Raw genomic sequence first — 24275 nt, forward strand, 5'->3', positions numbered from 1 at the left:
CCGGATGGGGGATGCCCTCATCCCGGAGTCGTAGGCGGGATTCCACCCGTGGTGTGAATCCAGTCCGCCCTCCGCCATGAAAGGCTCGCGGCGACCCGCCCGTCCCGAGCCATTCCTGGGGGAGACCGTCATGTCCACGCTGGCCGGATTGAGCCTGCGCAACCGAAGTCTCATCGGGCTGCTCGCCCTGGTGGTGATCGGTTTCGGCGCCTTCGCCCTGCCACAGCTGAAGCAGCAGCTGTTCCCGTCACTGCAGTTCCCGCAGGCGCAGATCATCACGCCCTACTCGGGCGCGTCGCCGGACGCGGTCGACCGGCAGGTGACCGAGCCGCTCGAAGGCGGGCTCCAGGGTTTGAAGGGGCTCGAAGAGCTGAGCTCGACGTCGTCGGAGGGCCTGTCGCGGATCACCGCGCGGTTCGAGTTCGGCACGGACATCGACGCCGCCGTCGGGCAGATCCAGCGCGTCGTCGACGGCGTCAAGGCGCGGTTGCCGCAGAACACCGAGCCGTCGGTGTCGGCGGGATCCACCGACGACCTGCCGGTGGTGCTGCTCGCCGCCGGGACCACCGGCGACCCGCAGGCGCTCGCACCCGCGCTGACCGGGGAGGTCGCGCCGGAACTGCGCAAGATCGACGGTGTCCGCGACGTCCAGGTGACCGGCGCGCGGCAGCCGCGGGTCACCATCGCGCTGGACTACGCGAAGCTGGCCGCGGCGGGCGTCGACCCGTCGTCGATCGCGACCACCCTGCAGACCGCCGGTGCCGCGGTCCCGGCCGGGACGCTGACCGAGGGCGACCGGACGCTCACCGTCCAGGTCGGCGGCGGACCGACCACAGTGGACACGATCAGGGACCTTTACCTGGCGCCGACCCCGCGTCCCGGTGCCGCGGCGGGCAAACCGGTCAAGCTGGGTGACGTCGCGGACGTCCAGGCGGGCTTCGCGCCACCGACGTCGATCACGCGCACCAACGGCAAGCCGAGCCTCGGGCTCTCGATCACCATGGTGGAGAACGGGAACGCGGTCGCGATCTCGGATTCGGTGCGGGACAAGCTGCCTGAGCTGTCGAAGAAGATCGGCGCCGAGATGAGCGTCGTGTTCGACCAGGGCACCCCGGTCAAGGACGCGATCAGCGGGCTGACCACCGAAGGACTGCTGGGGCTGGCGTTCGCGGTCGTGGTGATCCTGCTGTTCCTGATGTCGCTGCGGTCCACTCTCGTGACGGCGGTGTCGATCCCGCTCTCGGTGGTGGTGGCGCTGCTGGCGCTGTGGACCGGTGATCTGTCGCTGAACCTGCTCACCCTCGGCGCGCTCACCATCGCGATCGGGCGGGTGGTCGACGACTCGATCGTGGTGCTGGAGAACATCAAACGACATCTGGCCTACGGCGAGGAGAAACAGCGCGCGGTGCTCGACGGCGTGCGTGAGGTGGCGGGCGCGGTGACCTCGTCCACCCTCACCACGGTCGCGGTGTTCCTGCCGATCGCCTTCGTCGGCGGGTTCGTCGGCGAGCTGTTCTCGCCGTTCGCGATCACCGTCACCGTGGCGCTGCTGGCGTCGCTGCTGGTCTCGCTGACGATCGTGCCGGTGCTCGCGTACTGGTTCCTCAAGCCGCCCAAGACCCCGGCGAACGAGCACGAGGCCGAGCTCACGCGGCAGGCGGCCGAGGACAAGGAACGTCGCGGGCTGCTGCAGCGCGGGTACGTGCCGGTGATCCGGTTCGCCACCCGGCGCCGCGTCACCGTGGTCCTGCTGGCGCTGATCATCTTCGGCGGCACGGTCGGGCTGGCGGCACGGCTGAACACGAACTTCCTCGACCAGTCCGGTGGCACGACACTGAACCTGTCGCAGAAACTGCCGCCCGGTACCAGCTCCGAGGCCAAGGAGAAGGCCGCGGGTGCGGTGGAGCAGGCACTCGCCGCCGAACCCGCCGTGGAGACCTACCAGGTGAGCATCGGCGGGGCAGGCTTCTTCGGCATGGGCGGGACGTCGACCAGCATCTCGGTCACCGTCGCCAAGGACACCGACCTCGACGCGCTGTCGAACCGGTTGCGGGACAAGCTGAAGCGGCCGGAACTCGGCGAGGTCAAGGTCGGCGCGGACGCGTCCGGCTTCAACTCCGACGGGGTCTCGATCACCGTCACCGCCCCCGGCGAGGCCGCGCTGAAGCCCGCCGCCGAGCAGGTCCGCCAAGCCCTGTCGGAGGTGCCGGACCTGACCGAGGTGACCAGTGACCTCGCGCAGGGCTCGCCGCGGGTGCAGGTCGAGGTCGACGCCGCCAAGGCCGCCGCGAGCGGGCTTTCGGTGACGTCGATCGGCCAGATCGCGAACCAGGCCATCGCCGGTCGCACGGTGACCCAGCTCCCGGTCGACGGGCAGCGCACGGACATCGTGCTGCGCGCGGGTACGGCGGCCCCGGTGTCGGTGGACGCGATCAAGGCGCTGCCGATCCCGGGCGCCACCGGCGTCGTCCGGCTCGACTCGGTCGCGAACGTGTCCACTGTGGATGGCCCGGCCGCGGTGCACCGCACGTCGGGTGAGCTGAGCACCGCCGTCACCGCCAAGAACACCGGCGCGGACCTGGCCGCCACCACCAGGGCCATCCAGTCCAAACTGGACGGTCTGACCTTCACCGGTGGCGCGGCGTACAAGCTCGGCGGGGTCAGCGAGGACCAGCGGGAGGCGTTCGGGAACCTGTTCCTCGCGCTGCTGGCCGCGATCGCGATCGTGTACCTGATCATGGTGGCGACGTTCCGCAGCCTGCTCCAGCCGCTGATCCTGCTGGTGTCGATCCCGTTCGCGGCGACCGGCGCGATCGGGCTGCTGCTGGCCACCGGGACGGCGCTCGGCCTGCCCGCGCTGATCGGGATGCTGATGCTCGTCGGCATCGTGGTGACCAACGCGATCGTGCTGATCGACCTGATCAACCAGTACCGGGCTTCGGGGATGAGCGTCGCCGACGCGGTGACCGAGGGCGGCAGGCGGCGGCTGCGGCCGATCCTGATGACCGCGGCCGCGACCATCTTCGCGCTGATCCCGATGGCGCTCGGCCTGACCGGACAGGGCGGGTTCATCGGCCAGCCGCTCGCGATCGTGGTCATCGGCGGGCTGGTCAGCTCGACACTGCTGACCCTGATCCTGGTGCCGACGCTGTACACGATGGTCGAGACGCGGAAAGAGAAGCGCCGCGCGAAGAAGGACGCGAAGCGTTCCCCGGCGGCCCCGGCGACCGAGACGCTGACTCCGGAGCCGGCTTCGTAGGTGGCTCGTGAGTGGTCCGAGTGAAGTACATGATGGCCCCCTTCCTTGCGCCTGGCGCTAGGAAGGGGGCCATCATGTACTGGGGCCGAAAGGTGTTACGCCTTCCGGAACCGCCAGGTCTTGCTGTCGAAGGCCACACACCACGACGGCGACAGCACGATGACCCGCAGGGTCCCATCGGCGGCGACGTCGACGCCCTCGGTCTCGAAGTTCCCGCTACAGGTGCTCTTCAGCGGCAACTGCCCCAGCGAGGTCACCCGCCCGGTCACATCCGAACCGGACAGCGCGCCCGAGAGATCCACCTGCAGCAACGGCTTGGTGGTCCCGAACAGCGAGCCTTCGGGGTCGTCGGACGCGCACAGCAGCCGCGTCGCGGTGACGAAGTCGCAGCCCTGGATGTCGCGCACCGGCTTGTCGAGCCGGATCGCGGAAACGTAGGGCAGGTTCGCCGCCGGATTCGTGTGCGCGACGCCGGGCATCGGGTGCACGAGCAGCCGGTCCATCGTGCCCCACTCGCCCGCCACCATCCAGCGCGCGTCGGGGGTGACGGCGGCGAACGAGTTGTTGTTCGCCTCCCACGATTCCAGTGTGTGCGTGTAGTTCGCCCAGGTCCCGGTGGGTGACTCGACGCGGAAGAGCTTCGCTCCCCGGTCGTCGCGCTGGTACGGCTCGACGTACCAGCCTTGCGCCGAACCCGGGTCGCCGACGTGGTTCCAGCCCTGCGACGACAGGTTCACCGGCACGGTCGCGATCCCGGTGTAGCGGAAGATGGTGCCGGCGGGCCGCTCGATGGTGGCGAGGCCCTGGCCCTCGTCGAGCGGGCGGGCGTTGTCCGAGCCGACCGTTGTCCAGCCTGTCACGGCCTGGGCGGCGGCTGGTGAGAACACCGCGACCAACGCGGCGATGGCGAGCACGATCCCGGTTCTACGCATGAAGGCTCCGTCCCGGCGGGTTTTCGCTGGCGAGTACTGAATTACCAGCGAAAACCGGGCCGGGCAGCCACCATGTGAAGGATTTTCAGATTTTGTCCGGTTTCGGACACCGGACGGTCAGCCGTCAGTCGCCCGGCTTGAGGCCGTCGTAGATCTTCTTGCAGTCCGGGCAGACCGGCGAACCGGGCTTCGCCGACTTCGTCACCGGGAAGACCTCACCGCACAGCGCCACCACGTGCGTTCCCATGACCGCGCTTTCGGCGATCTTGTTCTTGCGCACGTAGTGGAACATCTTCGGCGCGTCGTCGTCGGTGCCGTCGGTGCCCTCGGGACGGGTATCCGGCTTCGGAAGGGTCTGTGTGCTCACCCCTCCATAATGCCCCAAATCCTCCTGCGCACACCGGGGACCTGGCAGGATCTCGCTCATGTTCCAGAAGGTGCTCGCGACGTTCGGTTCGGGCGGGGCGAAGATCGACGCCCGGCTGCTCGACCGCACGGTCTCCCCCGGCCGCCCGTTGCGCGGCGAGGTCCTGCTGCTCGGCGGGGAAGTCGATCAAGAGATCAACGGTCTCGCGGTGAAACTGCTCGCCCGCGTCCAGATCCCGGACGAGCGCGACCCCGGCGTCGAGGACCTCGAGTTCGGCACCCAGCAGCTGGCAGGCCGCGAGCGCGTCGCGGCCGGGCAGCAGGTCCGCATCCCGTTCGAGGTGGCCCTGCCCTGGGAGACGCCGATCTCCAGCGTCTTCGGCAAGCCGCTGACCGGGATGGCCGTCGGCCTGCAGACCAGCCTCGACATCGCGAACTCCGTCACCGACCCGGTCGACGTCGACGGCGCCGCCATCGAACCGCTGCCCGCGCAGAAGCGGATCCTGGACGCGTTCAGCCGGATCGGTTTCGTCTTCCGCGAGGCCGTGCTGGAACGCGGCCGGGTCGACGGCGCGACCCAGCAGCTGCCGTTCTTCCAGGAGATCCGCTTCACCCCTTCGCCGCGCTTCGCGCCGGTCTTCACCTCGGTGGCGGTGACCTTCCTGTCCTCGGCCGTCCAGACGCAGGTCGTGCTCGAGGTGACCAAACGGGTCCGGGTGTCCAAGAGCGGCGGGTTCGGCGGGCGCGGGCAGGAGTTCCTCGGCCTGTTCAAGGTCGACCACGCCGCGCTGGACCGGGTCAACTGGGAGCCCCAGCTCGAAGGCTGGCTGCACGAGGTGGCCAAAGCACGCGGGATCTTCGACTGATGACCTGGACCACCGCGGTCACCCGGCTCGGCGGCGACCATCAGATCGCCGCCGTCGCGTGGAACGACCTCGAAACCCGCTACGCCGAGCCGCACCGCCACTATCACGATCTCCGGCACGCCACCGCCGTCGCCCACGACAGCGGCGCGCTCGCCGTCGCCTTCGGGCTGAGCGCCCGCGAACGAGCCCTCGTCGCCATCGCGGCCTGGACACACGACGTCGTCTACGACGCCCGCCCCGGCGACGACGAACGAGCCAGCGCGGCCTGGACCCGGGCCGAGCTCGCCAACGCCGGAGTCCCCGAAGCCGACATCGCGCGCGCCGAAGGCCTGATCCTCGCCACGATGGAGCACTCCGCTCCCGACGACGACCTCCTCGCCACGACGCTGCTCGACGCCGATCTCGCGATCCTCGGGGCCGCGCCCGAGGTCTACGAGGAGTACGCCAGCGGCGTCCGTGCGGAGTACTCGATCTACTCCGACGAGGACTGGCGCGCCGGCCGCACGGCCGTGCTGGAGAATCTGCTGGCCCGGCCGCGGCTGTACCGCAGTGACATCGCGCGGGCACGCTGGGAGAGCAAGGCCAGGGAGAATCTCGCCACCGAACTGACCCACTGGCGTGACGCGGACCCACATCACCGATGATGTTCGCTCGTGACTCCGCAACTGTCCCTTCACGAAGAGGTCGCCTCCGCCCTCGCCGACGGTGATCCCGTCGTCGCGCTGGAGAGCACCATCCTCTCCCACGGTCTCCCGCCCGGCCGCAACCTCGACGTCGCCAAGCGGCTGGAGCGGATCGTGCGGGACGGCGGTGCCGTGCCCGCGACGATCGCCGTCCTCGACGGCGTCCCGCTGATCGGCCTCACCGGCGAGCAGCTGGAGCGCGTCTGCGCGCCCGGCGCGGACCTGGACAAGCTCTCCCTGCGCGACCTCGGCCCGGCCGTCGGCCTCGGCCGGTCCGGGGCGACGACGGTCGCGAGCACCGCGGCGCTGGCGGCCGCGGCCGGGATCGGCATGTTCGCCACCGGCGGGCTGGGCGGCGTGCACATGGGCGCGGCGCAGAGCTGGGACGTCTCGGCGGATCTCGGCGTGCTCGCGAAGGTGCCGACCACGGTCGTGTGCTCCGGGGTGAAGTCGGTACTCGACATCGCCGCGACCCTCGAGGTGCTGGAGACGAACTCGGTACCCGTGCTGGGCTACCGCACCGGCGAGTTCCCCGCCTTCTACCTCCGCTCGTCCGGCTTCGAAGTGCCGTGGCGGGTCGACGACGCCGCGCAGGCCGCCTCCGTCATCGCCGCGCATCGGGCCTACGCGAATTCCGGGGTACTGCTGGCGAATCCGATCCCCGAAGCGTCCGAAATGGACAAAGAACTGCACGACCGGCTGCTCGCCGAAGGGCTGGAGCTCCTGCGCTCGCGAGGAGTGCACGGCAGCGACGTGACGCCGGTGCTGCTGGAGCACTTCCACACCGCGAGCGGTGGCGTGAGCCTCGACGCGAACGAGGCACTGGTGCTGTCCAACGCGGAACTCGCCACCGCGGTGGCCGTCGCGCTCGCCGGGACCGCGGCATGAGCGGCATCGTGGTCGTCGGCGACGTCGGCCTGGACGTGGTCGCGCGCCACGAGGGCCCCATCCCGCACGGCGGCGACATCCGCGCGAAGGTCCACTTCACCAGTGGCGGCGCGGGCGCGAACACCGCGCTCTGGCTGCGTGCCGAGGGCGCGGAGACCACGCTGATCGCGCGGATCGGCGACGATTCCGGTGGCCGCATGGTGAAGAGCGAACTGGAGGCGGCGGGTGTCCGCTGCTCCTTCGCGGTGGATCCCGAGGAACCGACGTTCTGCGTCGTGGTGCTCGTCGACGGCGCCGGTGAACGGAGCATGCTCGCCGACCGCGGCGCGAACGCGCGGTTCAGCCCCGAGGACATCACCGAGGAGGCGCTGAGCGGCGCGAGTCACCTGCACCTCTCGGGTTACGTCCTGCTGTACCCGACCTCACGGCCCGCGGCGCTCGCCTCGCTGGCCGCGGCGAAGAAGGCCGGGCTGACGACTTCGGTCGACCCGCAGGCGGCGACGCTGATCACCGATCCGGCGCAGTTCCTCGAAGACGTGCGCGGCGTCGACCTGCTGATGCCGAACACGAGCGAACTGGTCGCGCTGACCGGGTCGAGCGATCCGGCGGCGGCGAAGGAACTGCTGGGCTACGTCGGCGAGGTCGTGGTCACCGCCGGTCTCGACGGCGCCAGCTGGGTGGACGCGGGCGGCAACATCACTTCGGTGCCTTCGCAGCCCGCCGACTGCGTCGATTCCACCGGCGCGGGGGACGCCTTCGACGCCGGAGTGCTCGCGGCGTGGCTGCGCGGCGAGTCCACGGTGGAGGTCCTTCGGGCCGGTACGCGGCTGGGTGCCCAGGCGGTGGCGAAGGTCGGTCCGCAACCCTGACGCGCGGCGTCGCTGTTTCGACCGGCGCACTTCGGCACCTGCGTCTTCGTTCGAGGGTTCCAGGGGCCGCATGGTGCGTGGGTCGTGAATGATGAGGAGGGCGGATGTCTCCTGCGCCTCGCCTGGGACGTTCAGCGTCTCAAGTGTGGCGCTCGCGACCCTCTCGCGGAGACGCTGAACGTCTCAAAGGGCCCCTTCGAGACACCTCGCGCCGCCCGGACGTCAGCCGTAGGTACACAAATGAAGGCCTCCTTCCCTACCTTCAGAGTCAGGGTCCCGGCGACCGAATGTGCCCCGCGTCCATGAAGGAATTGGGACACTCAACGTCCCAATTCCTTCATCGACGACCTGCGCCATGACGAAGACGTGCCCGACCTGCACGATGCCGACTTTGCCGGGCCCCTGACCTTCAAAGTAGGGAAGGAGGCCTTCACGGACCGCGGTCTGGGGTTGCGGCAGGGGCTGAAGGACGCTTTCACCGCATGCGATGAGAGGAAAGGCCCCTTCAGCACGGCACGGGTGGCCGTAGCTCGCGAACAGGCGGAACGACCTCGCCCTCGTCTCACGGCGAAGGCCGATCCGCGGCCGTAGCCACCCCCGTCACACGCCATGAAAGGTCCTTTCCTTGCAAATTTTGCAAGGAAAGGACCTTTCATGGCACGCGCGAAACGAGTCAGCCGCCGTCGATGACCTGGTGCCCGCCGCCCTCGATGCGGGTCGGTTCGGCCTGGTACCGGTTCACCGCCTCGCTCTTGCGCGGCGGCCGGTCGTTGGCCACCAGGACGGCGATCCACGGCAGCGGGATCGAGATCGCGATCAACGCCAGTGCCAGCCACCAGGTCTGGTAGAAGATCCCGGCGAGGATCAGGCACGGGATGCGGAACGACATCATGATGATGTACTTCCGCTTCCGTTTGGCCAGTTGGTCTTCGTAGGACGGGGCGGCTTCGGTGATCAGCACCGGAGCGGGTTCCCTCGGTTCGGGACCGTGGGCGGGCGCGTTCACAGCACCACCTCCGGCTTCCATGCTCCCACTCGCCGGGCTCATCCGACACCCGGGTGGGTGAGCCGATGCCAGGCCGCGACGACGAGTGCTTCGACGCCCGCCGAAAGGGTCGGATGCGGGATCGGCGCGAACAGTGGCGAGTGGTTCGACGGGATGTCCTGTTCGAAGCGCCCCGCGGTCATCGCGGAGATGACCTGCTGCTCGTCCATCCCGCCGACCAGCCAGAACACCGACGGTACCCCGGCGGCGCGGCCGAACTCGCTGAAGTCCTCACTGCCGGTGACCAGCGGTGCCGGCATCACCCGCCCCTCGCCGAAGTGGTCGCGGAACGCGGCGGTGAGTGCGTCGGTGGCCGTCTCGTCGTTCTCGGTGACCGGGAAGGCGCCGATGCGCTCGATCTCGGGCGGTTTCGGCGCGCCCGCGGTGGCCGCCTCGCCGTGCACGATCCGTTCGACCGCCGCGACCACCTTCTCCCGCACCGCCTGGTCGAACGACCGGATGTTGACCTCGAGGACGGCGTGGTCGGCGATGATGTTGTGCGCGGTGCCGACGTGCAGCGAACCGACGGTCACCACCGCCGACTCGGTCGCCGCGATCTCCCGCGAAACGATGGTCTGCAGCTTGAGCACCACGGACGCGGCGAGCACCGCGGGATCCACCGTCGTCTCGGGGCGCGAACCGTGCCCGCCCCGGCCGTGCAGGGTGATGCGCAGCGCGTCGGTGGCCGCCATGAGCACGCCCGGCCTGGTCAGCACCCAGCCCGCGGGACCGGGGACAACGTGCTGGCCGAGTACGACATCGGGCTTGCCCGCGGGCCCGAAGACCCCGTCGCGGACCATCCCGGCGGCGCCGTCCCCGGCTTCCTCTCCCGGCTGGAAGACGACCATCAGCGTGCCCGACCAGTGCTCACGTCCGGCCGCCAGCAGCGAGGCGGCGCCGGAGAGCCAGGTGGCGTGCATGTCGTGACCGCAGGCGTGCATCACCGGGACGTCGCGGCCGTCGGCGTCGACTCCGCGGGCGGTGCTGGCGTAAGGCAGGCCGGTCTTCTCCTCGACCGGCAGCGCGTCGATGTCGGCGCGCAGCATCACCTTCGGACCGGGGCCATTCCTCAATACGCCGAGGACCCCGGTGCGCCCGATGCCGGTGTGCACCTCGTAGCCGTCGGCCTCGAGCCGCTTGGCCAGTTCGGCGGCGGTGCGGGTTTCGGCGAACGACAGCTCCGGATGCCGGTGGAAGTCGGTGTACAGGTCTTCCAGTCCGGGCAGCGCCGCCTTCAGCGGTGCCAGGACACTTTCTAGGCTCACGACCTCATCCTGGCAGTATTACCCAACGTGAGCACACGAGCGGCCCTCCCCGAACTGTCCGACGAAGTCTGCGCGAGGCTGCGGGACGCCTTCCGCCGGACGGGTTACGACGCCGACGGCGTGGTCGAGGCCCTCGGCTCCGCCCACGCCGCCCTCGGCCGCGGCGAGCCCGAACTCGCCTACCGCGCGACACGCGACGCCGGGGAACTCGGCACGCTGATCCGGCTGTTCCTCCTGGGCTCGACCGAGCCGGAGAAGGACGTCGAAGCCGCTTTCGCGCCACTGGCGCTGGATGACGCGGTCGCCGCGACGCTGCTCGTTCCGGCGGCCGACGGCTACCGGGCCGGGCTCGACGTCCGCCCGCACGGCGACGATGAAGGCTCCTGGTGGGTCGTTTCGGACCTCGACGCCGACGTTCTCGGCCGGACCGTGCCCGAGGACCACGTGCTCGGGGTCGGGCACGCCTCGCTCAGTCTCATTCGCGCCACCAGCCGCCGCGAGGTCGGCAGCCTGCTCGACCTCGGGACCGGCAACGGCGTGCAGGCGCTGCACGCCACCCGCCACGCGGAGAAGGTCACCGCCACCGACGTCTCGGCCCGTGCGCTGGCGCTCGCCGCGGCCACCTTCCGGCTCAACGAACTGGACGTCGAACTCGTGCGGGGCGAGTGGTTCGCGCCGGTCGCGCGCCGCCGGTTCGACCAGATCGTCTGCAATCCGCCGTTCGTGGTCGGCCCGCCGAGGGTCGACTACACCTACCGCGACTCCGGCCTCGCCGGCGACGACGCCAGCGCGCTGGTGGTGCGGCAGCTGCCCGGGTTCCTCAACGACGGCGGGACCGGCCAGCTCCTCGCGTCCTGGCTGCACGTCGAGGGCGAGGATTGGGGCGATCGGGTGACCCGCTGGCTTCCCGCCGAGACCGACGCGTGGTTCGTCCAGCGGGACATCGCGGATCCGGGCCTCTACGTCGGCACGTGGCTGCGCGACGCGGGTATCGACCCCCGCTCCCCCGAAGGCCGCGCGAAATCCGGCGCCTGGCTCGATTGGTTCGCCGAAAACAACGTCCAGGGCATCGGCTTCGGCTTCGTCACCCTTCGCCGCGCCGCGGGCCAGACGCCGACGATCGTGTGCGAGGACCTCCGCCAGGCCTACGACGATCCGCTGGGCGCCGAGGCGGCGAACTGGCTGGACCGGGTGGAATGGCTGCGCGCCAACGGGGATTCGCTCCTCGATGTCCGGTTCCGCGTTCCGGAGAGCGTTCTGCTGGAGAGCGTCGCCGAGCCGGGCGAGGAGGGCTGGGCCACCACCGTCCAGCGGCTGCACCGCACCGACGGTCCCGGGTGGTCGCATGAGGTGGACGAACTGGCGACCCGGTTGCTCGCCGGCTGTCAGGGCGCGCTCCCCCTGGAAGACCTGATCGTGCTCCTGGCGGCCGCGCAGGGCCTCGAACCGGAGGAACTGGCCGCCGCCGCACTGCCCGTCGTCCGCGAACTGGTCCGGCACGGCATGCTCCTCCCGGCCGTCTGATGCGCGCGGTGGTGGCGAGGGTCACGGAGGCGAGCGTGACCGTCGGCGACGAGGTGACCGGCGCCATCTCCGAGCCGGGTTTGCTGGTGCTGCTGGGAATCCACGTCGACGACGACGTGACGAAAGCGGCGACGATGGCACGCAAACTGCACGAAGCTCGCATACTTCGCGACGAGGAGTCCTGTGCCACCACCGGCGCTCCCCTACTTGTCGTAAGCCAGTTCACTCTTTATGGCGATACCCGCAAAGGCCGGCGTCCGTCGTGGACGGCGGCCGCCCGGCCCGAAACCGCCGAGCCGCTCGTGGAGGCCGTGGTCGAGGCTTTGCGTGAACGCGGCGCCCGCGTCGAAACGGGCAGGTTCGGTGCCATGATGGCGGTCCGGAGCGTGAACGACGGTCCCTTCACGGTTCTGCTAGAGGTCTAGACCACGTTTGTTTCTCCCCGGCGCGGGCATTCTCAGGAAAAGCTCAGGGTTGGTCGAGCAACGCCCCAGGTCAGCCGCCCGTCTCCTCAATAGCGGCCGGGAACGTTTTCGGACCTCCCGGCGTTGAGCCAAGTGTCCAGCCAAGCTGGGACGGCGAGGAGTAGCGGGTTTCCACAGGGCTTGCTACGCCGAGACGGATCCGGCGGACACACCGCAGCACGTTCAGCCCGTGACCGGGGAGGCAGAATGTCAGTCCAGACTCTCGAACGCGAAGCGCGCGGGATTCGCGAGCGCCGTATCCCGGCGCAATCCACCCAGGAGCCGGTGACAGCGGGGGTGCTCACCGACGCCGACCTCGACGCCCAGAGCCCGGCCGCGGACCTGGTTCGCGTGTACCTCAACGGAATCGGCAAGACGGCGCTGCTGTCCGCCGCCGACGAGGTCGAGCTGGCGAAGCGCATCGAAGCCGGGGTGTTCGCCCAGCACGTTCTCGACACCGCCGAGAATCTCACGCCGAAGCGGCGCTCCGAGATGAGGGCCCTCGTGCGTGACGGCCACGTCGCGAAGAACCACCTGCTGGAGGCCAACCTCCGCCTCGTGGTCTCGCTCGCGAAGCGCTACACCGGCCGGGGGATGCCGCTGCTCGACCTGATCCAGGAGGGGAACCTGGGTCTGATCCGCGCGGTGGAGAAGTTCGACTACTCCAAGGGGTTCAAGTTCTCGACCTACGCCACCTGGTGGATCCGCCAGGCCATCACCAGGGGGATGGCCGACCAGGGACGCACCATCCGGCTGCCGGTCCACCTGGTGGAACAGGTGAACAAGCTGGCCCGCATCAAGCGTGACCTGCACCAGCAGCTCGGACGCGACGCCACGCACGAGGAACTGGCGGCGGAATCGGGCATCCCGGCACACAAGATCTCCGATCTGCTCGACCACTCGCGTGACCCGGTGAGCCTCGACATGCCGGTCGGCACCGAGGAGGACGCCCCGCTCGGCGACTTCATCGAGGACTCCGAGGCGACCGACGCCGAGAGCGCCGTCATCTCCGGTCTGCTCCAGGACGACCTGCGCCGCGTGCTCGCGACGCTGGACGACAGGGAGTCCCAGGTGATCCGCCTGCGCTACGGTCTCGACGACGGCCAGCCGCGCACCCTCGACCAGATCGGCAAGCACTTCGGGCTTTCCCGTGAGCGCGTTCGCCAGATCGAGCGAGAGGTCATGTCGAAGCTTCGTCAGGGCGAGCGGGCCGACCGCCTGCGCGCTTACGCTTCGTAATCTTCACTGCGCCTTTAGGCGCTCGAAAAGCGACACCCGTTCGGCAGCGTTGACTTATGACCTGCGTCACGAGACCGTCGAGCAGGTAATAAGTCTTCGCGGTCGGGTGTTCGCGCCCGGATCGCTTTCCCCGGGAGGTCGGGTCCGTCGGGGTGGGCCCGGCCTCCCGAACTAATTTGTGCGGCCCCGCGACAAATTGCGGAGTGCGAATTGCATTCCGCCGCCTTCACCTGGACGTGACGCCGGTCACGCGAGGCCCGCCTAGTACCGTGGGCGGGTTCCCGATGCCGGCAAAGGAGCCCGCGCAGTGGCGCCCACCACGTTCCAGCACACTGAAGTCCTTCCGCTCGCGAAGGACACCCACACCGAATACCGGCTGCTCGGCACCGAAGGTGTCGAGGTCGTCGAGGCGGCGGGCCGGAAGTTCCTCAAGGTCGAGCCCGAGGCGCTGACCAAGCTCGCCAAGACCGCGATCACCGACATCCAGCACCTGCTGCGCTCGTCGCACCTGGCGCAGCTGCGCGCGATCGTCGACGATCCCGAGGCCAGCGGCAACGACCGGTTCGTCGCGATGGATCTGCTGCGCAACGCGGCGATCTCCGCCGGCGGCGTCCTCCCGATGTGCCAGGACACCGGCACCGCCATCGTGATCGGCAAGCGCGGCGAGGGCGTGCTCACCGGCGCCGACGACGAACGCGCGCTGTCGCGAGGCATTTTCGACGCCTATCAGGAGTTGAATCTGCGCTATTCGCAGATGGCGCCGGTGAATTTCTGGGATGAGCGCAATACCGGTACCAACTTGCCCGCGCAGATCGAGCTCTATCACAAAGACGGCCAAGGCAACCCGAGCTATGAATTCCTGTTCATGGCCAAGGGCGGCGGCAGCGCGAACAAGACGTTCCTCTATCAGGAAACGAAAGCGGTCCTGAACCCGAAGCGGCTCGCGAAGTTCCTCGACGAGAAACTGCGCAGCCTCGGCACCGCCGCGTGCCCGCCGTACCACCTCGCGATCGTCGTCGGCGGCACGTCGGCGGAGTTCAACCTGAAGGTCGCGAAGCTGGCCTCCGCCCGCTACCTCGACGACCTGCCCACCGAGGGGTCCGAGCTGGGCCACGGTTTCCGCGACGTCGACCTCGAACAGCAGGTGCTGGAGATGACGCGCCAGTTCGGCATCGGCGCGCAGTTCGGCGGCAAGTACTTCTGCCACGACGTCCGCGTGATCCGCCTGCCGCGGCACGGCGCGTCCTGCCCGGTCGGTGTCGCGGTCTCGTGCTCGGCCGACCGCCAGGCCAAGGCGAAGATCACCGCCGACGGCGTGTTCCTGGAGCAGCTCGAACGCGACCCGGCGCGGTTCCTGCCCGACGTCACCGAGGACGACCTGTCCGACGAGGTGGTGACCGTCGACCTCAACCGCCCGATGGCCGAGATCCGCGCGCAGCTCTCGCAACTGCCGGTGAAGACCCGCCTGTCGCTGACCGGCCCGCTCGTCGTCGCCCGCGACATCGCGCACGCGAAGATCGCCGAGCGGCTCGACGCGGGCGAAGAGATGCCTCAGTACCTTCGCGACCACCCCGTCTACTACGCGGGCCCGGCGAAGACGCCGGAGGGCTACGCGTCGGGCTCCTTCGGGCCGACCACCGCGGGCCGCATGGACTCCTACGTCGAGCAGTTCCAGGCGGCAGGCGGTTCCCTGGTGATGCTGGCCAAGGGCAACCGGTCCAAGAAGGTGACCGCCGCGTGCCAGGAACACGGCGGGTTCTACCTCGGTTCGATCGGCGGCCCGGCCGCGCGGCTCGCGCAGGACTGCATCAAGAAGGTCGACGTCCTCGAGTACGCCGAGCTGGGGATGGAGGCGGTCTGGAAGATCGAGGTCGAGGACTTCCCCGCGTTCATCGTCATCGACGACAAGGGCAACGACTTCTTCGAGGCGACCTCGGAGCCGGTGCTGCAGATCAGCTTCCGGTGAGAGGAAAGGTCCTTTCCTTGCAAATTTTGCAAGGAAAGGACCTTTCATGGCGCGCGCGAGCGCGTTACCGCATCTGCTTCAACACCACGGTCCGCTCTCCCAGCGGCGCCGCGAGCGTCACCGAGATCACCGGGTACCGGATGTCCATCGTGCACATCTGGCCGGTCTGGCCCTTGAGTTCGGTCAGGTTGATGGTGACCCGGGTCCCGTCCTGCTGCGCCGCCTCCGCGGTCGCGTGCCCGCAGCCGCCTTCCTGGCCGCGGATGTTCAGGATCGTCCCGCCGTTGCTGGTGTGGACCTCACGCGGGTAGTCCGCGGGCAGCGCCGACGCGTCGAGTTGCTTGTCCGGCAGCTTGGTGCTGCCTTCCGGAACCTCCTGGCGTGGTGCGCCCGGTACACCGGGTTGGCTCCCCGGTGCGGGAGACGGCGACGAGGAGGGCGGCACGGTACTCAGGTTGCCGCTGCCCTGGCCGCTCCCGGGTTCCACCGCCTGGTTCTGCGCCCCGCAGGCGGATACCGCAACGACGATCAGGCCTAGGCCGATGACATTCGTTAAGTACCTCATGTGACTGGGACGGAACGGGGCCGTCGTGGGGTTGCACATGATCTCAACCCACTTCCAGGACGACGGTCCGCGGACCGAGCGGTTCGGCGAGCTTCACCGGCAGGACGGCGTAACGGATGACCTGCGGGCACATCTGCCCCGGCTTGCCGTGGTCGATCTTCACCTTGACCGCGACCCGCTGCGCGTTCTCCTCGGCGAGGCTCGCCTTCGCCTCGTCGCAACCGCTCAGTTCGAGGTACACGTTCAGGCCGCCGTTCTCGGCGCTGACCTGGGCGGGCACCTTGGCGTCGACCTGCGACGGCGGCAGCATCTTGTCCGAGGGCGGCGGACCGACGGTCGGCCGCGACATCGGCGGTTTCGCGACCGGCGGGCTGGCCGGGAGCGAGGTGGGCAGATCCGAGGGTGTGGTGACGACTGGCGGGACCTCCGTGTTCGCCGGTGCTCCCGGGCCGCCCGCGCCGCAGGCCGCCGTCGCGGCGAGCACGAGCCCCGCGCCTAGCGTCTTCGCTGCGTTCTTCATGGCTTCAAGACGGAACGAACGCCCGATGCGGTTGCATTACCGCTGAGCCGCGCGTCCGCGAACCAGCCCGAGGAGCACGACCCCGGCGAGGGTGACGGCCAGCAGCAGCACCGTGCTCGCCGAGGCGAGGAACACCTGTCCCCGGTCCGTGAGGGCGAAAATGCTCGCGGGCAGGGTGCGCCAGTCCGGTGGGTACAGCATCATCGTCGCGCCCAGTTCGCCCATCGACATCGCCAGCGCGAGACTCGCCGACGCCGAGATCGACGGCAGCAGCACCGGCAGCCGGACCTGGAGCAGCACCCGCACCGGCCCCGCCCCGAGACTCGCCGCCGCCTGGGCCAGCAGCGGGTCCATCCGCGCGATCGCGGCGGAGACGGTGCTGAAGGAGAACGGCAGCAGGATCATCACGTGCCCGAGCAGCACGATCCAGCGCGTCCCATTGAAGGCCAGCGGCGGACGGCTGAACGCCACCAGCAAAGCCAGTCCCAGCACCACCGACGGCACCGCGATCGGCAGGTGGAACAGGGTGTCGACGGTTTTGCGGACCCGAGGTCCGGCGGACTGCGCGGCGAGCGCGGCCCACGTCCCCAGCAGCACCGAGACCAGTGAGGCGATGACACCGGTCTGGATGCTCACCGAAAGGCTCGCGAACGTCTCCCCGGACAACGCCTGCGCGAAATGCGAACCGGTGAGCGCGCCCGGCAGCAAACCGGTCCAGTTCCCGGCGACCGACGCCAGCGCGATCATCAGCAGCGGCGCCAGCACGATCGCGGTGAACAGCACCGCGAACACCGTCCACAGCAGGATCCGGCTACGCCTCGTCCACAGCAGCACGACGGCCTCCCTTCGTCAGACGCCGGTAAGTTCCGTACAAGGCAAGGGAGAACACGACGTTGACCACCGCGATGACACACGCCTGCGGGAAGTCGAACGTGACGATCCCCTTGCCGTAGACCAGCATCGGCAACGTCGTGACGTCCTTGGCGCCGAGGAACAGCACGATGCCGAACTCGTTCATCGCCAGCAGCATGGTCAGGCAGGCGCCCGAAGCCAGTGACACCCACGCTTCCGGCAGGATCACCTGACGCAGCACGCGTCCGGGTTTCGCGCCGAGGCTGGCCGCGACCTCCATCTGCGCCGAAGAGACCTGGCCGAACGCGGCGAGCGCCGGCCGCATCACGAACGGCGTGTAGAAGGTGATCTCCGCGAGCAGGATCCCGAACGGCGAGTACAGGAAACCGCCGGCGCCCAGGATTCCCGCGCTGCCGTAGATGAAGGTGAACGCGAGCGCGATGAGGAACGAGGGGAACGCGAGGACGGTGTCCACCAGCCGCGAAAGGGTCCGCGCGCCGGGGAACGGGACGAACGCGATCACCAGTGCGAGGAACGTCCCGAGCACCACACAGCCCGCGGTGGCGCCGAGGGCGAGCGCGACGGTCTTCCAGGCGGCGTCGCGGAATTCCGCCGAACCCAGCACGTCCAGCCAGACCGAGAAACCGAACTCGCCGGTCTTCGATTCCAGCGACTGCAGGACGACCAGCACGAGCGGATAGCCGAAGAACCCGAGCAGGACGAGCACCGGCGGCAGCAGGAGCCAGCCGCGGGCCGCCGGTTTCTCCCGCCGCCGCGCCGGTGCCGACGTGGCGGCCAGTGCGAGGCCGGTCATCCGATCCCCACCAGCGGGCAACCGTCCGGAATGGACACTCCGACCCGCTCCCCCACCCCGGGCAGTCCCTCGACGTCCGGCACCTCGGCCCGTACCTCGCCGCCGTCGTGGGTGAGTTCGAGATCGAGACGGAAGCCTGTGCCGCGCCACTGGACGCCGCGCAGGATCGCGGGCAGCGCGCCGGGGGCGTCCACCGCGGTGATCCCGACCCGGTGCGGCCGGACACCGAGCGCGACCGGCTGCCCGGCCCTGATCGCACCGGACGGATCCGCCGCCAGTTCCCGGCCACCGAGCCGGACCCGGGTGCCGTCGGTGTGGATCAGCTCCACCGGGAGGAGGTTGGACGCGCCGAGGAAGCCGGCGGTGAACTCCGTCGACGGACGCTGGTACAGCTCACGGCTCGGGCCGAGTTCGACCAGCTTCGAATCGCGCATAACCGCGATCCGGTCGGCCAGCGCCAGCGCCTCACCCTGGTCGTGGGTGACGTAGATCAGCGTGGTGTCGGGCAGTTCGGCGCGCAGCCGGAGCAGTTCCGCGACCATGTCCTCGCGCAGGGCGGCGTCCAAAGCGGACAGTGGCTCGTCGAGGAGTAGCACCCGCGGCCGGATGGCCAAGGCCCGCGCGAGCGCGACGCGTTGCTGCTGCCCGCCCGAAAGCTCACGAGGGTAGCGGCGGGCGTACTTGCCCATCCCGACCAGTTCCAGCGCTTCGGCGACCCGGCTCTCGGTCTCGGCACGAGGAGTCTTGCGTGCCTTGAGCCCGAAGGCGACGTTCGCCTCGACGCGCATGTGCGGGAACAGCGCGTAGCTCTGGACGACCACGCCGAGTCCGCGCCGATGCGGCGGCAGGTCGGTGACGTCCTCGCCGTCGAGCAGGACCCGGCCGGTGCTCGGCACGACGAAACCCGCGAGTGCCTTCAAGGCCGTCGACTTGCCGGAGCCGGACGGCCCGAGCATGGCCAGCGTCTCCCCTCTCGCCACGGTGAGGTCCAGTGGTGAGAGGGCGGTCGTCTGTCCGAAGCGGACGGACACCCCGCGGAACTCGACCGCCGGGGTCATCGGCCGACGGCCTTCTTGTACGCCGCGAGGTCGGCGTCGAGCTTCGCGAGTACGGCGTCCCAGTCCGGCTGCCAGATCTCGACGCCGTCGAGCGCGGCCTTCACCTTGTCCGCCCGCGGGCCGGACGGCGTCACGTCGGTCCGCGCCGGGGCGCCGAAAGCGTCCACGGCCTTGCCCTGCACCTCGGGCGAGAGCAGGAAGTCCAGGAACTTCTTGGCGTTCTCGGCGTGCGGCGCGTTGTTCACGAGACCGGCGTAGTACGGGAGAGCGAACGTGGACCGCTTGCCGTGGGCGTCGGCCGGGAAGAAGACCTCGAATCCGCCGCTCTTCTCGATCGAGGCGAGGTTCATCTGGACGTCGCCGTTGGCCACCAGGATCTCGGCCTTGGCCACCTTCGGCTGCAGCTTCCCGGTGGAGGACGACGGGCCGACGTTGTTGGCTTCGAGTTTCGTGAGGTATTCGAGCGCGCCCTGTTCACCGAGGACGTGCTGGAGCTGCAGCAGTACGGCGGTGCCGTCGCCCGCCTCGCCGGGTGTCGAGTACTGGATCTTGCCCTTGAGCGCGGGGGATAGGAGGTCGTCCCAGGTCTTGGGTGAGGCCTGGGGGTTGCGGATGAAGCTGAGGTAGTTGTTCATGATCGCGAAGTACCGGCCCTGGCCGTCTTTCTGCCCGGCGGGGACCTGGTCGATCCCGGACGGCGCCGTGGCCGCGAGCAGCCCCTGCGAGGCGGCGCGCTGGATGAACGGCGGGAGCGTGACGAGGATGTCGGCCTGGGTGTTGGCCTTCTCCTTCTCCACCCGCGAGGCGACCTCGCCCGATCCGGCGGTCACCGCCTGCACGGTGATCCCGGTCTTCGCCTTGAACTCCTCGACGCGCTGGGCGTACCAGTCTTCCAGTCCGTCCACTGTGTACAGCGTGACGGTCTGGTCGCCGGACGCGCCACCGGCGGTGCCACCACAGGCGGCCAGGGTGATCGTGAGCAGCCCGGCGAGGGCGGCGGCCGCGAGTTTCTTCATGTCGTCAAAACTCCTTTTAGGACAGAACAGCAGGCAGGTCGCGGACGGATTCGAGGACGTGGGTGGCTCCGGCGGCTTCGAGCTCCGGCTTCTTCGCCGATCCCGTGAGCACTCCGGCGACGAGCGAGGCGCCGGAGCGCAAACCGGTCTGGACGTCCGACGGGGTGTCACCGGCGACGGCGATCCGGCGGACGTCACCGATTTCGAGCCGCAACGCGGCGGTGAGAACCAGGTCGGGGAACGGACGGCCACGCACGCCCTCTCCCGGCGCCAACACGGCGTCGGCGAGGCCGTGCCAGCCCAGTGCGTCCAGGATCGCGTTCTGGGTGGCGGGCGCGAAGCCGGTGGTGAGCGCGACCTTCATGCCTCGGGCGCGCAGTTCCTGGATCGTCTCCTCGGCGCCGGGGATCGGCTCGCAATGGCCATCGGCGACGAGCTTCCCGTAGGCGGCCTGGAATTCGGTGTTCGCGCGCTGGGCGAGATCCTCGTTCCCGTCGAGCAGGGCACGGAAGACGACGATCTTGGACTGGCCCATGGTTTCGACGACGTAGTCGAGCATTCCCGGGTAGCGCGTGTCCTCTTCGGACACTCCGGCGGCGGCGATCGCCTCGGTGAAGGCACGGATCACCAGGCCGTCGTCGGCGACGGTGGTACCCGCCATGTCCAGGACGACGAGTTCGGTGTTCACCACGACAGCTCCTCGGCGGTGTCTTCGGCGATGGCGGGGGAACAGGTCATGCCCCGGCCACCGGGGCCGGTGACGAGCCAGGCGTTGTCCGCGACACGGGCGCGGTGGACGATCCGGGCGGTGTCGACGGTCTGGGCGTAGACCCCGGCCCAGCGGCGGGCGATCCGCGGGAGCGGCCGTCCGAGCAGCGCCCCGGCGACCTCCGCCAGGTGGTCGTACGGGTCTTCAGTGGTGTCGAAGGAGAACGGCTCGTCGTAGGAGTGGGTGTCGCCGATGGTCAGCGAGCCGTCGAGGCGCTGGACCATGAGCAACTGCATCGCGTTCGCCGCGGCGACGGCTCCCTGCGGCTGGTGTGCGTTGAGGTCGTCGAGCGCCTCGCCGCGGTACGCGGGGTAATAGCGGAAGCTGTCCGCGTCGGCGACGGTGGTGGTGAGGGTTTCCCCGAGCGGCTCGGTCTGGGCCATCTGCAGCCGTACCCGGCGGATCGGGGTCTGCCCGGCGAGTTCCTTCACCAGCCCGCCCGTCCAGGCACCGGTGCACAGGACGACGACGTCGCCTTCGTGGGTCTCACCGGTGTCGTCGACGACGCCGCGGGTGGTCAGGTCGCGGATCTCGCGGCCGGGCACCCAGCTGTAGCGGCCGGATTTCGCCAGTTCGGCGCGCAGCGCGGGCTGGGCGACGCGCGGTTCGACGGCGGCGTCGCGGTCGCACCAGAGCGCGCCGAGGAAGTCGCCGCGCAGTGCCGGGTTCAGCGCGCGGGTCTCGGCGGCGTCGAGCAGTTTGAAGCCGCGCTCCTCCGTGCTCGCCGCGGCGGCGCGGGCGACGGCGAGCTCGGCCTCCGTACGGACGACGGTGAGCGAGCCGTTCGGCCGGAAGCCGATCCCGGGCACGCGTTCGCCGATGCGCTCCCACAGCACTCGCGCCCTGGCGGCGGTCTCCAGTTCGGGCCCGGTGGCGCGGCCGCCGACCCAGACCAGCCCGAAGTTGCGCACGGACGCGCCACGGGCCTCGGGTTCGCGTTCGATCTGGACGACGTCGTGGCCGCGTTCGACGGCCTGCCAGGCGTGCTGAGTGCCGAGCACTCCGCCGCCGATGATGAGGATTCGCACACCGGAGACGCTCGCCTGCGCGCACCAACGCCTCGTGACCTTGGCCCTAACCCTAGGTGAAGTACCACCGAAACTTGGACCAGACCTGTTATCTTTACGTTACATTACGCCGCGTTTCGTCCTCGGAACGCGGTCGTTGAAAGTGCAAATACCGCAGCTGGAGGACCAAGCGCGCGAGGGGGTTACTCCACGCGGCCGAGGCGGGTCTCGAAGGACAGCCGGTCGCCGCGGAACAGCGACCGGACGCGTTCGAACGGGATGCCGTCGGTTCCCCACGACGTCCGGTGCATCAACAGCATCGGCAATGCCGGATTCGTCCCGATCAACAGCGCTTCCCGGGGTGTGGCGAGCACGGTCTCGACTCGCTCCTCGGCGCCGTCGAAGACCACGCCGAGCCTTTCCCTTAAACACGCGTAGAGCGACTGTGTGGGATCGAACACATCCATGAGCGTCGGGAATCGCGCGGCGGTGAGATAGGTCGATTCCAGCCCGACCCGCTCATCGTCGGCCAGCAGTACCCGCTCGATGTGGATCACGTCGTCGTCCGGATCGATTTCCAGTTCCGAAGCCAGCGACGGACCGGCTTCCCGGCGCTCCAAAGAGATCAGATTCCGGCCGGGATCGATGCCCTGCCTCCTGAGTCCTTCGGTGTAACTCACCAAAGCGAGCGGCTGCACGAGCTTGGGGCCCGCGACGTAGGTGCCGCTCCCCTGCCGCCTGCTGAGACGGCCTTCGAGCACGAGCTCGCCGACGGCCTGGCGGACCGTCGCGCGAGAAACCTCGAAACGTTCGGACAGTTCCCTTTCGGTGGGAAGTACCGCACCTTGCCCCAATTCGGAGATCACGTCGAGCAGTTCGACTTTGACCGCGTAATAGCGTGGAACGCGGCCGTGTTCGGGAATACCGTCCCGGACCGGACCGTCGGCAGAAGGATGGACTCTTGGTGAACGTGTTCTCACTGTCCAGATCTTAGGCCGAGTTCACCTGGGCTGTACTGACCCGAACGAAGTGTTCATGCCACGCTCACACTCGTGGACGAACAGAACTCCCTCGCCCGGCGGCTCGGCACCCGCGACGCCGTGTTCATCGGCCTCGGCTCCATGATCGGGGCGGGGGTCTTCGTCGCCTTCGCCCCCGCCGCGCGAGCCGCGGGGGCCTGGCTCCCGGCCGGGCTGGCCCTCGCCGCCGTGGTCGCCTACTGCAACGCGACGTCCTCGGCACGGCTGGCCGCGCTCTATCCGGCGTCCGGCGGCACCTACGTCTACGGACGCGAACGGCTCGGCGAATTCTGGGGGCATCTGGCCGGCTGGGGGTTCGTGGTCGGCAAGACCGCCAGTTGCGCGGCGATGGCGCTGACCGTCGTCACCTACGCCGCCCCCGGACTCGGCCAGCCGTGGCGAGGCCTGTTCGCGGTCGGCGTCGTGGCGGCGCTGACCGGGCTCAACTACCGCGGTGTCCAGCGCTCGGCGTTCGCGACCAGGCTGATCGTGTCCATCACGCTGACGATCCTCGCGCTGGCGGTGGCGGCGATGCTCTTCGGCGGCGGCCTCGCGGCGGGGGCCCCGGGCCCGGCGGTCACCCCCGGCGTCGGCGGTGTCCTCGAAGCCGCCGGTCTGCTGTTCTTCGCCTTCGCCGGCTACGCGCGGATCGCGACACTGGGTGAGGAGGTCCGCGATCCGGCGCGCACCATCCCCCGCGCGGTGCCGATCGCGCTCGGGTTGGCGCTGATCGTCTACGCCGTGCTCGCCTTCGTCCTGCTGTACCAGCTCGGGCCGGATCTGCTGGGCCGCAGCCCGGACCCGATCGCGGAGGGGGTCGAGAGGTCGTCCTGGTCGTGGCTGACCCCCGCCGTGCGGGTGGGCGCGGTGCTCGCCGCGGTGGGTTCGCTGCTCGCGCTCGTGCTGGGCGTGTCGCGCACCACGCTGGCCATGGCGCGCGATGGGCATCTCCCCCGCTGTCTGACCGCGGTCCACCCCCGCTTCGGCGTCCCGCACCGGGCCGAACTCACCGTCGGCGTCGTCGTCGCCCTGCTCGCGAGCACCGTCGACCTCCGCGGCGCGATCGGCTTCTCGTCGTTCGCGGTGCTGGCGTACTACGCCGTCGCGAACGCCAGCGCGCTGACTCTGCGGCCGGGCTCCCGGGTGATAGCCATCGTGGGGCTGCTCGGCTGCCTGGTGCTCGCGTTCAGTCTTCCGGCGGTTTCGGTGCTCACCGGTTCAGGAGTACTGGCGTTAGGCGCTCTGGGCTACGCCATTCGTCGGCGCTTCGCGTCCGACGTCCGTTAATC

Annotated in this window: 23 protein-coding genes; 10 read left to right on the top strand and 13 right to left on the bottom strand. The window is 69.5% G+C overall.

Translation table 11 applies throughout. From position 1 onward, the window contains the following. Window positions 1–130: 130 nt before the first annotated feature. Entirely contained in the window at window positions 131–3259 is a 3129-nt protein-coding gene (locus tag ACZ5ZX_RS20630) for an efflux RND transporter permease subunit (RefSeq protein ID WP_465503596.1), read from the top strand. A 95-nt stretch (window positions 3260–3354) separates the two neighbouring features. On the opposite strand, the gene ACZ5ZX_RS20635 is transcribed toward ACZ5ZX_RS20630, so the two are convergent. Together ACZ5ZX_RS20635 and ACZ5ZX_RS20640 are read right to left on the bottom strand one after the other, a co-directional pair. Beyond that, window positions 3355–4191 carry a hypothetical protein gene (locus tag ACZ5ZX_RS20635; protein ID WP_465503597.1) on the bottom strand — a complete coding sequence of 279 codons (837 nt, stop codon included), beginning with the start codon at window positions 4189–4191 and terminating at the stop codon, window positions 3355–3357. A 124-nt stretch (window positions 4192–4315) separates the two neighbouring features. Further along, window positions 4316–4558: a DUF3039 domain-containing protein gene (locus tag ACZ5ZX_RS20640; protein WP_005164469.1), complete on the bottom strand. Its 243-nt coding sequence runs from the start codon at window positions 4556–4558 to the stop codon at window positions 4316–4318. A 58-nt stretch (window positions 4559–4616) separates the two neighbouring features. Here ACZ5ZX_RS20640 and ACZ5ZX_RS20645 point away from each other — a divergent pair, with 58 nt between their 5' ends. The 4 genes from ACZ5ZX_RS20645 to ACZ5ZX_RS20660 are packed head-to-tail and all read left to right on the top strand — an operon-like array spanning window position 4617 to window position 7863. Further along, on the top strand, window positions 4617–5423 hold the full coding sequence (locus ACZ5ZX_RS20645; RefSeq protein ID WP_465503598.1) for a sporulation protein: 807 nt from the start codon (window positions 4617–4619) through the stop codon (window positions 5421–5423). Then, a complete protein-coding gene (locus ACZ5ZX_RS20650) occupies window positions 5423–6067 on the top strand; it encodes an HD domain-containing protein (protein WP_465503599.1) in 645 nt (214 codons plus the stop codon). Before ACZ5ZX_RS20645 ends, ACZ5ZX_RS20650 begins: the two co-directional genes overlap by 1 nt. 9 nt (window positions 6068–6076) lie before the next feature. Continuing rightward, complete coding sequence (locus ACZ5ZX_RS20655) at window positions 6077–6994, top strand: pseudouridine-5'-phosphate glycosidase (RefSeq protein WP_465503600.1); 918 nt, start codon at window positions 6077–6079, stop codon at window positions 6992–6994. Further along, on the top strand, window positions 6991–7863 hold the full coding sequence (locus ACZ5ZX_RS20660) for a carbohydrate kinase family protein (RefSeq protein ID WP_465503601.1): 873 nt from the start codon (window positions 6991–6993) through the stop codon (window positions 7861–7863). The genes ACZ5ZX_RS20655 and ACZ5ZX_RS20660 overlap by 4 nt, the downstream gene beginning before the upstream one ends. Before the next feature lie 673 nt (window positions 7864–8536). Here the strand turns inward: ACZ5ZX_RS20660 and ACZ5ZX_RS20665 are convergent. Further along, window positions 8537–8890, bottom strand: coding sequence for a DUF3099 domain-containing protein (locus tag ACZ5ZX_RS20665; protein WP_465503602.1), 354 nt, complete (start codon window positions 8888–8890; stop codon window positions 8537–8539). 17 nt (window positions 8891–8907) lie between these two features. Beyond that, the gene (locus tag ACZ5ZX_RS20670; RefSeq protein WP_465503603.1) at window positions 8908–10173 is read right to left on the bottom strand and encodes an amidohydrolase; all 1266 of its coding nucleotides are present in this window, start codon (window positions 10171–10173) and stop codon (window positions 8908–8910) included. Between the two features lie 27 nt (window positions 10174–10200). On the opposite strand from ACZ5ZX_RS20670, the gene ACZ5ZX_RS20675 reads away from it, so the two are divergent. The 4 genes from ACZ5ZX_RS20675 (at window position 10201) to ACZ5ZX_RS20690 (ending at window position 15366) form a co-directional block, all read left to right on the top strand. Beyond that, entirely contained in the window at window positions 10201–11697 is a 1497-nt protein-coding gene (locus ACZ5ZX_RS20675; protein WP_465503604.1) for a DUF7782 domain-containing protein, read from the top strand. Further along, the gene (gene dtd, locus ACZ5ZX_RS20680) at window positions 11697–12122 is read left to right on the top strand and encodes a D-aminoacyl-tRNA deacylase (RefSeq protein WP_465503605.1); all 426 of its coding nucleotides are present in this window, start codon (window positions 11697–11699) and stop codon (window positions 12120–12122) included. Before ACZ5ZX_RS20675 ends, dtd begins: the two co-directional genes overlap by 1 nt. Window positions 12123–12368: 246 nt before the next feature. Beyond that, window positions 12369–13400 (top strand): sigma-70 family RNA polymerase sigma factor, encoded by a 1032-nt coding sequence (locus ACZ5ZX_RS20685; protein WP_465503606.1) that lies wholly within the window; start codon window positions 12369–12371, stop codon window positions 13398–13400. A 307-nt stretch (window positions 13401–13707) separates the two neighbouring features. Further along, window positions 13708–15366 carry a fumarate hydratase gene (locus tag ACZ5ZX_RS20690; RefSeq protein ID WP_465503607.1) on the top strand — a complete coding sequence of 553 codons (1659 nt, stop codon included), beginning with the start codon at window positions 13708–13710 and terminating at the stop codon, window positions 15364–15366. Window positions 15367–15430: 64 nt separating this feature from the next. Here ACZ5ZX_RS20690 and ACZ5ZX_RS20695 read toward each other — a convergent pair whose 3' ends face one another. From ACZ5ZX_RS20695 to ACZ5ZX_RS20735, 9 genes are all read right to left on the bottom strand, one after another. After that, window positions 15431–15811, bottom strand: a complete 381-nt coding sequence (locus tag ACZ5ZX_RS20695) for a hypothetical protein (RefSeq protein ID WP_465503608.1) — start codon at window positions 15809–15811, stop codon at window positions 15431–15433. Window positions 15812–15974: 163 nt separating this feature from the next. Continuing rightward, complete coding sequence (locus tag ACZ5ZX_RS20700; protein ID WP_465503609.1) at window positions 15975–16451, bottom strand: hypothetical protein; 477 nt, start codon at window positions 16449–16451, stop codon at window positions 15975–15977. Between the two features lie 36 nt (window positions 16452–16487). Continuing rightward, window positions 16488–17285, bottom strand: a complete 798-nt coding sequence (locus tag ACZ5ZX_RS20705; protein ID WP_465503610.1) for an ABC transporter permease — start codon at window positions 17283–17285, stop codon at window positions 16488–16490. Beyond that, window positions 17263–18117: a 2-aminoethylphosphonate ABC transporter permease subunit gene (locus tag ACZ5ZX_RS20710; RefSeq protein ID WP_465503611.1), complete on the bottom strand. Its 855-nt coding sequence runs from the start codon at window positions 18115–18117 to the stop codon at window positions 17263–17265. The genes ACZ5ZX_RS20705 and ACZ5ZX_RS20710 overlap by 23 nt, the downstream gene beginning before the upstream one ends. Beyond that, window positions 18114–19175, bottom strand: coding sequence for an ABC transporter ATP-binding protein (locus ACZ5ZX_RS20715; protein ID WP_465503612.1), 1062 nt, complete (start codon window positions 19173–19175; stop codon window positions 18114–18116). The genes ACZ5ZX_RS20710 and ACZ5ZX_RS20715 overlap by 4 nt, the downstream gene beginning before the upstream one ends. After that, window positions 19172–20191 (bottom strand): 2-aminoethylphosphonate ABC transporter substrate-binding protein, encoded by a 1020-nt coding sequence (locus tag ACZ5ZX_RS20720; RefSeq protein ID WP_465503613.1) that lies wholly within the window; start codon window positions 20189–20191, stop codon window positions 19172–19174. Before ACZ5ZX_RS20720 ends, ACZ5ZX_RS20715 begins: the two co-directional genes overlap by 4 nt. Before the next feature lie 16 nt (window positions 20192–20207). Continuing rightward, window positions 20208–20882, bottom strand: a complete 675-nt coding sequence (locus tag ACZ5ZX_RS20725; RefSeq protein WP_465503614.1) for a phosphonatase-like hydrolase — start codon at window positions 20880–20882, stop codon at window positions 20208–20210. Beyond that, window positions 20876–21988, bottom strand: a complete 1113-nt coding sequence (locus tag ACZ5ZX_RS20730) for a TIGR03364 family FAD-dependent oxidoreductase (RefSeq protein ID WP_465503615.1) — start codon at window positions 21986–21988, stop codon at window positions 20876–20878. Before ACZ5ZX_RS20730 ends, ACZ5ZX_RS20725 begins: the two co-directional genes overlap by 7 nt. Window positions 21989–22170: 182 nt before the next feature. Continuing rightward, window positions 22171–22947, bottom strand: a complete 777-nt coding sequence (locus ACZ5ZX_RS20735; RefSeq protein ID WP_465503616.1) for a GntR family transcriptional regulator — start codon at window positions 22945–22947, stop codon at window positions 22171–22173. A gap of 72 nt (window positions 22948–23019) precedes the next feature. Here ACZ5ZX_RS20735 and ACZ5ZX_RS20740 point away from each other — a divergent pair, with 72 nt between their 5' ends. Further along, window positions 23020–24273 (top strand): APC family permease, encoded by a 1254-nt coding sequence (locus ACZ5ZX_RS20740; protein ID WP_465503617.1) that lies wholly within the window; start codon window positions 23020–23022, stop codon window positions 24271–24273. Window positions 24274–24275 lie beyond the last annotated feature (2 nt).

This window comes from Amycolatopsis sp. NPDC033938 (assembly GCF_055575975.1).